The sequence below is a fragment of the bacterium genome, assembly GCA_024742285.1.
In the GTDB taxonomy this organism is placed as follows: Bacteria; Myxococcota_A; UBA9160; order UBA9160; family UBA4427; genus UBA4427.
Map to the genome: position 1 here is coordinate 96,404 of JANSYR010000010.1, position 12,598 is coordinate 109,001.

Below are 12,598 nucleotides of genomic sequence, written 5' to 3' on the forward strand. Positions count from 1 at the left end.
CGCGTCGGCCCGAGGGCGTCGCGAAGCAGGGGGCGTGGACCGGATCCGCCGGACGGCCCGAGAGTGTGCACGCGATTCGGCGAGAGCCGGGCAGGACCGAACATCTGAGCAGGACGAAGCCGCATCCGAGCCGGGAGCCCCACCCGATCCGGATGACGTGCACATGATGCGACGGGTCTTCGCCCCGCCGGCTCCTCGAGCCGCGGGCCGAACCGGACCCGGGGCGAAAACCCAAGAGGACGGAATCGACGATGAGTGAATTGATCGGACAACTGACGACCGTGTCGCTGGTGGCGAGCGTGGTCGGTCTCGCGGTCGCGGTGTTCTTCTACTTCCGGGTGAAGGGTCTCCCGGAAGGCAACGACACGATGAACATGATCGCTCGCTTCATCCGCGAAGGCGCGATGGCCTTCCTGATGCGCGAGTACCGCGTCCTCGCCGTCTACTCGGTGGCCGTCTTCGCGTTCCTCTTCTTCGCGTTCAACGGTCAGGGCGAAGGCATGGGCCTCCTCGCCGGTGGCTGCTTCCTCTTCGGCGCTTTCCTCTCCCTCCTCTCCGGCTTCGTCGGCATGAAGGCGGCGACCTACGCGAACGTCCGGACCTGCCAGGCGGCCCGCGAGGGCAGCAAGCCGAACGCGCTGCTGACGGCCCTCGACGGCGGCGCCGTCATGGGCCTCTTCGTCGCGGCCACCGCAGTGATGGGGCTCGCGATTCTCTACTACATCTACGCGGGCGATCCGCACCTCGCGACGGTGCTCCACTCCTTCGCCGTGGGCGCTTCGTCGATCGCGCTCTTCTCGCGCATCGGCGGCGGCATCTACACGAAGGCCGCCGACGTCGGCTCGGACATCGCCGGCAAGGTCGTCGAGGGCATCCCGGAAGACGATCCGCGGAACCCGGGCGGCATCGCCGACAACGTGGGCGACAACGTGGGCGACGTGGCCGGCATGGGCGCCGACATCTACGAGTCGCTGGTCGCGGCGGTCGTCGCGGCCATGGCGATCGCGCTGACCGCGGACGCCAGCTACGTCAGCAGCCTCTTCACGGATGCCTCGATGTCGGACGTCGAGACCCGCGCGCTGGCGGTCACGCTGCCGGTCTTCCTCTCCGGCGTCGGACTCGCCGTGTCGATCGTCTGCATCTTCATCGCCCGAGCGCTCCGCCAGAACTCCCCGGCGATGGTTCTGCGGGCCGCGTTGGTCGTGCCTTCGCTGATCATCTCGATCGTGTCCTTCGTGATCATGCCGATGCTGAACGTCTCCCAGGCGGTCACCTGGGCGATCACCGCCGGCGCGATCGGCGGCGCGATCATCGGTCTGATCACCGAGTTCTACACCGCGTGGAGCCCGGTCGAGCGCGTCGCCGAGTCGTCCAAGACCGGCGCCGGTACGGGCGTGATCTCCGGCCTCGCGGTCGGCATGGAATCGACGGTCGTCTCGCTCTTCATCGTGGCCGTCGTCGGCTTCCTCGCCGCCTACGTGATGCCCGGGGGCATGGAACTCTACGGCATCGCGATGGGCGCGGTCGGCATGCTCGCCGGTACCGCGATCGTGATGACGGTCGACGCCTACGGTCCGATCTCGGACAACGCCGGCGGCATCTCGGAGATGAGCGAGCTCGGCAGCGAGGTCCGCGACATCACCGACGAGCTCGACTCGGTCGGCAACACGACGGCGGCGATCGGCAAGGGCTTCGCGATCGGCTCGGCGACCCTGACTGTCCTCTCGCTCTTCAGCGCGTTCATCCTCGAGGTGAACCACGTGCGCGTGAATTCGGGCATGGAGGCCATGGTCCTCAAGCTCGACGAGGCGCGGATCCTGATCGGCCTGCTGCTGGGCGCGTGTCTGCCCTACGCGGTCGGCGCGTCGACGATGACGGCGGTCGGTGCGGCCGCGCAGTCGATCATCGACGAGATCATCCGCCAGTTCAACGAGATCCCCGGTCTCCGCGAAGGCAAGGCCGACCCGGACGGAACGGCGATCGTCGACATCGCGACCCGCGCGGCGCTCCGCCAGATGGTGCTGCCGGGCAGCGTGGCGATCCTCGCCCCCGTGACCATCGGCTTCGTCCTCGGCCCGAAGGCGCTCGCCGGCATGCTCGCCGGCGCGGTGGCCGTCGGCGCCTCGCTCTCGCTCTTCATGGCGAACGCGGGCGGCGCCTGGGACAACGCCAAGAAGTTCATCGAAGCGGGCGGCCTCGAGGGTCATCCGAAGGGTTCCGACGCTCACAAGGCGGCGGTCATCGGCGACACGGTCGGCGATCCCTTCAAGGACACCTCGGGCCCCGGCGTAGCGATCCTGATCAAGGTGATGAGCGTCGTCTCGCTGCTCATCGCGCCGCTCATCGCGACGCTTGGTTAGGTCACAGGAGCTCGGCTGAGCCGCAGGCGCTCGGTCGGGCCGCGGGCGCTCGGCGGAGAACCGCCTGCGTCTGACTGAATGACGAACGCCCCGGTCGGGATCTCCCGGCCGGGGCGTTCTGCGTGGCGGTGGGGACGAATCTCCCCGCCGACGCGAGCCGGCCCGGAGAGGTGGACCGACGATTGCACCCTCCCGAGATCGCGCGAGTTCGTCGTCTGATTCGCTCGAGGTCGAGAACGGCGGGTCTCGTTTCTCTCGCGGATCGTGGATCGCGGTACTCGCTTCCACGGCTTCCGGCGGAGCGGGCAGCGCGGGTGCATTCCTCGGTCCACTTTGGATCAGCCGAGGGCGAGCGGCTCGACTTCCTCGGCCACGGCCGAGCTCCACGCGCCGACGACGCACGCAGCCGCGATCAGCGCGGCGAACCCGTGAAGGCCCGCGGCGATCCCCTCGCAGTGTTCGAGGAGGCCCCATCGGCCGAGCAGCCAGTTCCAGTCGTGGATGTGGCCGCCGACCAGCGGGAGCGCCTGGGCCTGCGCATCACCGAGATAGCGGGCAGTGTTCATCAGGCTCTCGGCCAGCCAGATGCCCATCAGCCAGGCCTCGAAGAGTTGGCGGGCACGCAGGAAGTGAAGGGCGCAGGCGACCGGAAAGAAGAGCTGGCCGAAGGTGCCGCCGAGGAAGTGGAGCGTCTCGCCGAAGAAGCCCAGGAAGACATGACCCGCCTCGTGGAAGAGCAGGTTCACGCCGTCGAGAAAGTGATAGTCGTAGTCGAAGACGAGCCAGACGACGTACACGAGAACGGGGATCAGGAGGAGGCGCTTGGCGGACATGAGGGCGGAATCGGCCGACCGGCGCCTCGACCTTCGGGCCGCCTGGGAAGCGCGGCGCGCCAGCCGCCGAACCGCGCTTCGAGCCGGGCGACGTCTCCCCGGCGGGAGCGAGGCGCGTGGGGCCCGGCGGCCTCGAGCGGTCTCCGCGTTCCGTCGCCGTCGCTACACAAGCGGGGGCCGAACGCCTATCCTCCGCGCGCTCCGGGCCCCGGCCCCTCCCTCTACACCTCAGCCCCATCCGCCGCGCGCGACCTGCCGCGGTCAGCAGGAGTCTCCACGCGTCATGGATCTGAACGCCACTTCCTCGATCATCACCGGCGGTGCGTCGGGCATCGGCCTCGCCACGGCCAAGCAGGTCGCGGCCCTCGGCGGTCGCGTCGTCGTCGCCGACCTCAACGAAGAGAAGGGAAAGGCGGTCGCCGACGAGCTCGGTGGCGTCTTCGTCAAGACCGACGTCTCCGACGAGGCGCAGGCCCAGGCCGCCGTCGACGCGGCGCTCGAGCTCGGTCCCCTCCGCACGGTCCTGAACTCTGCGGGCCTCGGCAGCGCCGGTCGCACCGTCGACCGCGAGGGCAACCCCTTCAACCTCGACAACTTCTCCTTCGTGATCAAGGTGAACCTGATCGGCACGTTCAACGTGACCCGCCTCGCCGCGGCGGCGATGTCGAAGCAGGATCCGGTGGACGACGACGGCCAGCGGGGCTCGATCGTGAATCTCGCCTCGGTCGCGGCCTTCGACGGTCAGATCGGCCAGTGCGCCTACTCGGCCTCGAAGGGCGGCGTGGTCGGCATGACCCTCCCGATCGCGCGCGACCTCGCCGCGGTCGGCATCCGGGTGAACTGCATCGCCCCCGGCCTGATCGATACGCCGATCTACGGCGAGGGCGAGGGCTCGGAGAAGTTCAAGGCCCATCTCGGTCAGAGCGTGCTCTTCCCGAAGCGCCTCGGCGTCGGCGCAGAGCTCGCCTCGATGGTGCTCGAGCTCTTCCAGAACGACTACATGAACGGAGAGACGATCCGCGTCGACGGCGGCATCCGCATGCCCCCGAAGTAGGCGGAACCCTCCGGACGCGGGCGCAGAGACGGACGCGAGGCGGACAGACGCATGCGAATCGGCCGCCGGAACCTGCGCAAGGGCCTCCTTGCGGTGGGCTGTGTGCTCGGCGCACCGTCCACCGGCGGGCTGGTCGCGGGGGGCGCGCTGATCGCGCTCGGCGGAGCGCTCCACCTCTGGTCGAAGGGCTGCCTCGAGCAGAACCGGCGACTGATCACCGCCGGTCCCTATCGCTACGTCCGCAATCCCTTCTATCTGGCGAATGCGCTGATCGATGCGGGTCTCTGCGTCGTGGTCGGCGTCGTCTGGATCGCGGCCCTCTTCGCCGTCCTCTGGCTCCTCGCCTATCGCGACACGATCGACGGGGAGGAGCGCAAGCTCGCCGATCTCTTCCCCGACGAGTATCCGCGCTATGTCGCCGCCGTGCCGCGCCTCGTTCCGAACGGCTCGGCCTGGCCGCGCGCCGCCGTGACCGGTCACTTCAGCTGGGACAACGACGGACTCGCGCGGGGGCAGGAGTACGCCCGGCTCGTCGGAATCGCCCTGGGGCCCGCGGTGGTCGTCGCGGGCGCCGTGCTTCGGCGGGACGGCGTGGAGGTCTTCGCGTCCGGCAACGAGGTGCGCCTCGCGAGCTTCGTCGCGCTCCCCTCGCTCTGGGTGTGGAAGCTCGCGATCGCCGAAGCGTTCCGCCGTCCCGAATCGGCGCTGGTCGGCACGGCCTTCGCCCGAAGCGGGCGGCTCGCGCTGGCGGCGGGACTCGTCGGTCTCGCGCTGTGGCTCGCTCCGGACCAGGCACCGCTCGCGATCCTCGCGGCGGGGTGGGCGGGGCTCGCGTTGCTGGACGAGTTCGCGGCGCGTCGAACGGACGCCGGCACGCCGCGGGTACGCTGGCGCTATCTGGGACCCGTTGCGCTCGGGAGTCTCGTCGCGGGGGCGATGCTCGGGGCGCGGGCGCTCGGCGCGTTCGCGTAGAGGCAGGAGAACCGGTCGATGCGAATCGCGTGCTTCGTGTTCACGGCGCTCTTTCTCGTGGGCGCCGCGGTCCAGTGGAACGATCCGGATCCGATCGCCTGGATCGTCGCGTATCTCCTGGGCGCCGGACTCTCGCTCCAGGCTGCGCTCGGCAAGCCGTCGTTCCTGGCGAACGCCCTCGCGGCGGTGGTCTTCGGGATGGGCTTCGCGGCCCTGGCCGCGACGATCCCCGATGCCCCGGACGAGGCGTTCACTTCGTTCCAGATGCGCGAGACGAGTCACGAAGAGCCGCGCGAAGCCGTGGGCCTCGGGCTGCTCAGCGTGTGGAGCGCGGTCCTCGCGTTCCGGTCGAGATCGCCGGCGCTTCGGGAGGACTGAGTCCCCCCGTGGCCGGCCGCCTCACGCGTGGGCTTCGGCGGCCTTCGGCGTCCGGTGGTCCCACGGGCGATAGGGGCGGAGCGGAGGCACGCCGAGCTCCCTTCGGACCTCTTCGAGCGGAAGAGGAAGGAGCCGCTCCCAGTCCGCCGCGAGGAGGTAGTCCGCCCCTCGTCCACGACGTCGTCCGCGGAAGCCGGTCACGAGGACGTCGAAGCGGCCCGTCCTGAGCGCGATCCCGATCAACTGCAGCCAGGACGAGATCGTCATCGCGCGGTAGCCGACCTGGACGGCCTGGAAGTTCACGATCGCGAGCTCGCCGGCCATGTCGGTTCCGTAGCCGGTCACGACGTGCCAGAGGTCGTGCAGATCGCGGAAGCGGTCGTGCAGGTACGCGACTTCGGGGGAGGCGTCGGGCACGAATCCTTCGGTCTCGGCGCGTGCGACGCGCACCTCTTCCGCGAGGTGCTCGGGATAGAGGCCGTTGTCCTCCGCGAACGCGCAGTAGGTTCGTCCCAGACTGCCCTCGGGCATGGCGCGCAAGCGATCGCGATCCGCGACGAGGGCGAGTGCGTCGTGGCGCTCGTCGAGCAGTCGTCGTCCGAGTGTCGTGGCGCGCATCCGGGCGAGCATCGTCGCGTCGCCGCGTCCGAGCGCGAGCGAGAGCGCGTCGAAGCTCTGGACGGCGGGGGCGACCGCTTCCGGGTCCTTGCCCTGGAGGCGGATCTTCCGGATGGCCGAGCGCAGGTTCTCGAATCGCGTCGAAAGGGGCATGGCGCGCCGCTCCGCGGGTTCCCGGCCAGAATAGACAGGGGGCGGACCCGTGTCTAACCTGACTCACGAGCGCGACGCACGGTTTCGCCGGACACGCCTCTCGGGAGGACGCCATGACTTCGAGGAACCTGCCGGAAGAGGGCAGCACGACCCACGAACGACCGCAGACGACCGCGGAGAAGGAAGCGTTCTCTTCCGGCGGCAATCGTCACCTGATCCTGTTGCGGGGGAAGTGGGGACTCGCGATCGACACGTTCGTCCTCTGGTCGACCGGCTACTCCCTGATGACGAAGCAGTACGCCGTCGCCAACGGGGTCGCCTACAGCCCTACGCTCCTGCTCTACACGACCGGCACGAAGACCGGGAAGAAGCGGCGATGCGGCTTGCCCTACTTCGAGGTCGACGGCGCCTACGTCGTCCGCGGCAGCAACGGCGGCGGACCGACCGACCCGCATTGGTGCCACAACGTGCGCGCGAACCCGGACGCGAAGATCCGGGTGCGCGGGCGAACGAAGGCGGTGCACGCGCACGTCGCGAGCGGCGAGGAGCGCGAGGTGCTCTTCAAGAAGCTCGACGCGATGAGCCCTTCGACGGGGCAGTACCAGCGGATGTGCGCGCCGCGAGAGCTGCCCCTCGTCGTCCTGCGACCGATCTGAGCTCGCCTTGAGCGTCTACATCGACGTCTGGCACCGGACCCACCCGCTCACCCCCGAAGCCCACGCTCGCTTCCTCGACTACTACGCGCGCTACGTGGTCGCGCCGCCCTCGGACTACTTCGAGGTCGTCGCGGGCTTCCGCTACCTCGACGGCCCCACGAACGAGGACTTCGCGCTCTACCGCTATCCGTCGATGGCGGAGATCGAGGCGTCGATGCGGAGCTACGCCGTCGACGGCGAGGCGCTCCAGGCGACTCTCGAGACGTTCTCGGCTCTGGAAATCGAGGAGACGCGGGGGATCGCGCTCCATCTCCCCCATGCACCCGAGTCGCGCCTCGACGACGCGATCGCCGCGCCGGGCGGGGAGGGCGCGCATCGCTTCGTCCGCCACGTGAGGCGCTGCGGCGGAAACGAGCGGCCCGCGGCCTTCGCCCTCCTCGAACGCCAGCGCGACGAGGCGGAAAAGGCCGGCGGCGGGACCCTCGTGGTGGGCTTCGAGTACATCGTCGGCCCGGTCATGGATCTCGTCGAGATCTGGCGGGTACCCGCGGATCGCGGGGTCTGCCCCATCGACGACGTCGACCCGGCGCTCGTGGCCGAGCTCGCGAGGCTGGCGCCGGAGCGGGAGCGGCGGGCAATCGAGCCGACGCGCTTCTCGAAGCTGCGCTGACCCGTGCGCGCCCCGGGGCCGGGGCGATCGGCAATCCGCCGGCAGATCGGGGGGGCGGCGATCTCGCAGCGGCCGGCGTCACCGGTGGTAGACTGCGGAGCCTGCGATCCGCAGCCTCCAGGAGACCCCTTCGATGTACGACCTCGTGATTCGCAACGGCGAGATCTACGACGGAACGGGCGCGCCGGCCTTCGACGGCGATCTCGCGATCGAAGGTGACCGGATCGTCGCGGTGGGTGCGCTGGACGACGCGCTCGTCGGACCCGATACGGAGACGATCGACGCGACGGGCCGGATCGTGACCCCGGGCTTCGTCGACGCCCACACCCACTACGACGGCCAGATCACCTGGGATCCCTTCGTCTCGCCGTCCACCTACCACGGCGTCACCACGATCGTGACCGGGAACTGTGGCGTCGGCTTCGCCCCCTGCCGCACGGATCAGCGCGATTGGCTGATCGGACTCATGGAAGGCGTCGAGGACATTCCCGGAACGGCGCTCCACGCCGGCATCCAGTGGGATTGGGAGACCTTCCCCGAGTACCTCGACGCGCTCGAGAAGACGCCGCTCGCGATCGACGTCGGAACGCAGGTGCCCCACGGCGCGGTACGGGCGTTCGTGATGGGCAAGCGTGGCCCGGCCCGCGAGGTCGCGACGCCGGAAGAGATCGAGGGCATGAAGCGGGTCGTGCGCGAGGCGATCGACGCCGGCGCCCTCGGCTTCTCGACCTCGCGAACCGAGAAGCACCGCGACGTCGACGGCGAGGTCACGCCGTCGATCACGGCGCATGCCGACGAGCTGACGGGGATCGCGACGGCGCTCCGCGACGCGGGGAAGGGCGTCCTCCAGGGCATCTCCGACTTCTACGACTTCGAGGAGGAGTTCTCGATGTTCCGGAAGATGGCGGAGACCGCCGGGCGGCCATGCTCGATCACGGTCGAGCAGCAGGACGCGCGCCCGGACTGGTGGCATCAGCTGCTCGACGCCGTCACCCGGGCGCAGGCCGATGGTCTCGAGATGCGGGGACAGGTTCCGCCCCGTGCGACGGGCGTGCTCCTCGGCCTCACCGCCACCCTCAACCCCTTCTCGTTCTGCACGTCGTTCCGGGACGCGATCTTCGATCTCGAGAAGTTCGAGGCCTTCCCCCTCGAGCAGCGGGTCGAAAACCTCCGCAAGCCCGAGGTTCGCGCTGCGATCCTGGCGGAGGTCCCGCAGGCCGAGGCCCCGAATCCGTTGATCGGAGAGATCGTGTCGAGCTTCCACAAGCTCTTCCCGATGAGCGACCCGGTCGACTACGAGCCCGCGCCCGAAGACTCGGTCGAAGGAATCGCGAAGCGGGAAGGCCGTTCGCCGCAGGAGGTCGCCTACGACCTGATGCTCGAGAACGAGGGGCAGGCGCTGCTCTACCACCCGCTCTTCAACTACCTGCCGGGAAATCTCGACTACGTGGAGAAGATGCTCGAACACCCGCACACGGTCTTCGGCCTCTCCGACGGCGGCGCTCACTGCGGCGTGCTCTGCGACGCGAGCTTTCCGACGACGCTGATCCAACACTGGGGGCGCGATCGAAGCCGCGGCAAGAAGCTGCCGCTCGAGCGGCTCGTCCGCATGCAGACGAAGGAGACCGCCGAGCTGGTCGGTCTCTTCGACCGCGGCGTCCTCGCGCCCGGCTACAAGGCCGACGTGAACGTGATCGACTTCGAGGGGCTCACGCTCCATCCGCCGACGGTGGTCTACGACCTGCCCGCCGACGGTCGGCGACTGGTTCAGCGGGCCACGGGCTACGAGAAGACGATCGTCTCCGGCAAGGTCGCCTTCGAGGGCGGCGAGCCGACCGGTGTGCTCGGCGGCAAGCTGATCCGCGGGAGCCAGCCGGCGCCCGCCTAGGTCGTTCGACATCGCCATGAATCGCGTCGAGAGATCGGCGCTCGGAGGGAAGTTTCGTGAAGGACCAGAAGATCCTCGTCACCGGACCGACCGGTCAGGTCGCCGGGCCGGTGGCCCACCACCTCGCCCAGGACAACGAGGTCTGGGCGACCTCGCGCTTTACCGACGACTCGAAGCGAGGCCCCTTCGAGGCGACCGGCATCACCTGCGTGAAGAGCGACCTCGGGACCGGAGACTTCTCCGAGCTGCCCGAGGACTTCGACTACGTGCTCCACTTCGCGTGCTCGCGGACCCCCGACTTCGAGACGGACCTGGTCGCGAACGGCGAGGGGGTGGGGCGCCTGATGAGTCATTGCCGTCGGGCCAAGGGCTTCCTCGCCTGCTCGACGACCGGGGTCTACGAGGCGGACGACCACAATCCGTTCACCGAGGAGAGCCCGCTCGGGGACAACCACCGGGTGATGGCACCGACCTACAGCATCTCGAAGATCGGTGCGGAGGTCGTCGCCCGCTTCGCGGCGAAGGAGTTCGACCTGCCCACCGTCATCACCCGGCTGAACACGCCCTACGGGTCGAACGGGGGCTGGCCCTACTACCACCTGATGATGATCAAGAACGGCACGCCGATTCCGGTCCACACGAACGCGCCTTCCGAGTACACGCTGATCCACCAGGACGACATCAACCGGACCGTGTCGGGACTCGTCCAGTCCGCGACGATCCCGGCTCGGATCGTGAACTGGAGCGGTCAGGAGCACGTCGCCATCGAGACCTGGTGCGCCTATCTCGGCGAGCTGATCGGCGTCGAGCCCAAGTTCGACTTCACCGACGCGACCCTCGAGAGCGTGAAGACCGACAACGCCAAGATGCAGGCGCTGGTCGGTCCGTGCGAGGTCGATTGGAGGGACGGTCTGCGGCGCATGGTGGAGGAACGCCACCCGGACTGGCTGGTCTGACGGACGTGGCGCCCGCCCGGCCGACGCTGCGCACGGGGATCGAGGACGTCGATCCCCGGCACGCCCTCGACGTCGCAAGGCTCGAGGATCGCCTGCGCGAAGAGCTCGACGAGTTCGACGGGACTCTCGAGGTCCGCCAGTTCGTCGGTGGGCAATCGAACCCGACCTACCTGCTCTCCGATGGTACGCGGTCGTGGGTGCTCCGCCGGAAGCCGCCGGGCGAGCTCGTCTCCTCCGCCCACGCGACGGATCGCGAGTTCCGGATCCTCTCCGCGCTCGCGGGGACCGACGTACCGGTTCCGCGCGTGCGGTTCTACTGCGACGACGAATCGGTGATCGGGACCGAGTTCTACGTGATGGACCGGGTCGAGGGGCGCATCCTCGTCGACCAGACGTTGCCGGACTGGACGCCGGACGAGCGACGGTCCCTCTACGCTTCCCAGCTCGACGTGCTGGCCGCGCTCCACCGCGTCGACTTCGAGGCCGTCGGTCTCGGGGACTACGGCAAGCGGGGCAACTACTTCGCGCGTCAGATCCACGTCTGGGGCAAGCAGTACGCGGCGTCCCACACGGCGCCCGAAGAACGTTGCGCGTCGATGGAGCGCTTGATCGAGTGGCTCCCGGAGAACGTGCCCGCGGACGACACGACGACGATCGTCCACGGCGATTTCGGGCTCAACAACCTGATGCTCCACCCGACGGCGCCTCGGATCGCGGCGGTCCTCGACTGGGAGCTCTCGACCCTCGGCCACCCCTTCGCCGATGTGACCTACCACCTGTCGGCGCGGCTCTTCCCGACGAGCCCCTTCCAGGATGTCGACGATGCAGCGCTCCGCGCGGCGGGACTGCCGACCCAGGCGGAGTACGTCAAGGGCTACTGCGAGCGGACCGGTCTGGACGACCTTCCCGACCTCGATTTCTACCTGGCCTTCCACCTCTTCCGGACGGCCGGCATCATGTTCGGCATCGCCGGTCGCGCGAAGGCGGGGACGGCCGCCAGCGATCAGGCGAAGGCCCTCGGCGCCTCCGCCATTCCCCTGGCCGATCGCGCGCTGGAGTACGCGCGCACCCTCGGCGCCTGACCCTCCGCGCGTCCGCGATCGACGGATGAGCCGATTGCCCGCAGGCGGCGGATCCGGCTCGGCGCTTCTTCTCGGCACCCAGCTCGCCGAGCGCCCGCAGGCGAAGGATGAGCCGAGCGCCCGCAGGCGAAGGATGAGTCAGAAGTTGAAGCGGATGCCGATGATGCCCTCGTGCGCGTCGAACTCGTCTTCGACCTCCTGGGTCCGGGTCGACGGGGCGATCACCGCGCCCGAGCCCTTCTCGCCAGCGATCGCGATGTAGCGGTAGCCGAAGTTGAAGGCGACGACGTCGGAGACCGGGACGATCACGCCGGCCATGGCGTTGTACACGAAGACCGGGTCGCCGTCGTCGATCTCGAAGGCGCCGTCCGTCGTCTGGTAGACGTCGATCTTGTAGCTACCGCCGCCGATGCCGGCGCCGATCCACGGGGTGATCCCGAAGAAGTCGTCGCCGAGGTCGAGATCGACGTAGCCGTTCGCCATGACCGCGAAGAGCGAGAGGTCGCCGTCGGCCTGGGTGCCGCTCACGAGGCCGGCCTGGTCGATGTCGGCCTCGCGATGGGTGATCGCGATCTCGGCGCGGAAGAGGTCGGTGATCTTGCGACCGAGTGCGCCGCCGAAGTGGACGCCGACCTCGTCGGGCTGGACGCTGCCGAGACCCGTCGCGGCGGAGCCGGCGTCGATCGATTGGTTCGGCACGTGGGCCACGCCGGTCTGGAATTCGAAGTACCAGAGCGTTCCCTCTTCCTCGTGGTCGTCGGCGAGGGCATCGCCGGCGGAAAGGGCAACACCAGCAAAGAGGGCGAGTGTGAAGAGGCCTGCCAGGGTGGGCAGCAGGTGGCGGACGGGCGGGTGCTGGGCGGGGCGCGTCGGGGTCACGTGGATTCCTCGGTAGGCCGGCGGGGACGCTCGGCAACCTCCGAGGATAGGCGAGATCCCGGGCTTCGTCCGACTCCCCGACTCTGCGTCATTTCGCCG

The 12,598-nt window shown here is 69.1% G+C and carries 12 protein-coding genes; 9 read left to right on the forward strand and 3 right to left on the reverse strand.

Annotated elements, in window-relative coordinates:
• Positions 1 to 251: 251 nt before the first annotated feature.
• A complete protein-coding gene (locus NXI30_18215) occupies positions 252 to 2,360 on the forward strand; it encodes a sodium-translocating pyrophosphatase (GenBank protein ID MCR9096165.1) in 2,109 nt (702 codons plus the stop codon).
• Positions 2,361 to 2,698: 338 nt separating this feature from the next.
• On the opposite strand, the gene NXI30_18220 is transcribed toward NXI30_18215, so the two are convergent.
• Positions 2,699 to 3,193, reverse strand: coding sequence for a hypothetical protein (locus tag NXI30_18220; protein ID MCR9096166.1), 495 nt, complete (start codon positions 3,191 to 3,193; stop codon positions 2,699 to 2,701).
• A gap of 283 nt (positions 3,194 to 3,476) precedes the next feature.
• Between NXI30_18220 and NXI30_18225 the strand changes: the two genes are divergently transcribed.
• Genes NXI30_18225 through NXI30_18235 form a run of 3 tightly spaced genes read left to right on the forward strand, consistent with a single transcriptional unit; the run spans position 3,477 to position 5,597 of the window.
• A complete protein-coding gene (locus tag NXI30_18225; GenBank protein MCR9096167.1) occupies positions 3,477 to 4,247 on the forward strand; it encodes an SDR family oxidoreductase in 771 nt (256 codons plus the stop codon).
• A gap of 51 nt (positions 4,248 to 4,298) precedes the next feature.
• Positions 4,299 to 5,219, forward strand: a complete 921-nt coding sequence (locus tag NXI30_18230; GenBank protein MCR9096168.1) for an isoprenylcysteine carboxylmethyltransferase family protein — start codon at positions 4,299 to 4,301, stop codon at positions 5,217 to 5,219.
• Between the two features lie 18 nt (positions 5,220 to 5,237).
• Entirely contained in the window at positions 5,238 to 5,597 is a 360-nt protein-coding gene (locus NXI30_18235; protein ID MCR9096169.1) for a transmembrane 220 family protein, read from the forward strand.
• 21 nt (positions 5,598 to 5,618) lie between these two features.
• Here NXI30_18235 and NXI30_18240 read toward each other — a convergent pair whose 3' ends face one another.
• Entirely contained in the window at positions 5,619 to 6,368 is a 750-nt protein-coding gene (locus NXI30_18240; protein ID MCR9096170.1) for a Coq4 family protein, read from the reverse strand.
• A gap of 113 nt (positions 6,369 to 6,481) precedes the next feature.
• On the opposite strand from NXI30_18240, the gene NXI30_18245 reads away from it, so the two are divergent.
• From NXI30_18245 to NXI30_18265, 5 genes are all read left to right on the forward strand, one after another.
• Positions 6,482 to 7,024 (forward strand): nitroreductase family deazaflavin-dependent oxidoreductase, encoded by a 543-nt coding sequence (locus NXI30_18245; GenBank protein ID MCR9096171.1) that lies wholly within the window; start codon positions 6,482 to 6,484, stop codon positions 7,022 to 7,024.
• 7 nt (positions 7,025 to 7,031) lie between these two features.
• Positions 7,032 to 7,694, forward strand: coding sequence for an NIPSNAP family protein (locus NXI30_18250; GenBank protein ID MCR9096172.1), 663 nt, complete (start codon positions 7,032 to 7,034; stop codon positions 7,692 to 7,694).
• Between the two features lie 133 nt (positions 7,695 to 7,827).
• A complete protein-coding gene (locus NXI30_18255; GenBank protein ID MCR9096173.1) occupies positions 7,828 to 9,582 on the forward strand; it encodes an amidohydrolase family protein in 1,755 nt (584 codons plus the stop codon).
• Positions 9,583 to 9,638: 56 nt separating this feature from the next.
• Positions 9,639 to 10,538, forward strand: a complete 900-nt coding sequence (locus NXI30_18260; protein ID MCR9096174.1) for an NAD(P)-dependent oxidoreductase — start codon at positions 9,639 to 9,641, stop codon at positions 10,536 to 10,538.
• A gap of 5 nt (positions 10,539 to 10,543) precedes the next feature.
• Positions 10,544 to 11,620: a phosphotransferase gene (locus tag NXI30_18265; GenBank protein MCR9096175.1), complete on the forward strand. Its 1,077-nt coding sequence runs from the start codon at positions 10,544 to 10,546 to the stop codon at positions 11,618 to 11,620.
• Positions 11,621 to 11,758: 138 nt separating this feature from the next.
• On the opposite strand, the gene NXI30_18270 is transcribed toward NXI30_18265, so the two are convergent.
• Entirely contained in the window at positions 11,759 to 12,499 is a 741-nt protein-coding gene (locus NXI30_18270; protein ID MCR9096176.1) for an outer membrane beta-barrel protein, read from the reverse strand.
• Positions 12,500 to 12,598 lie beyond the last annotated feature (99 nt).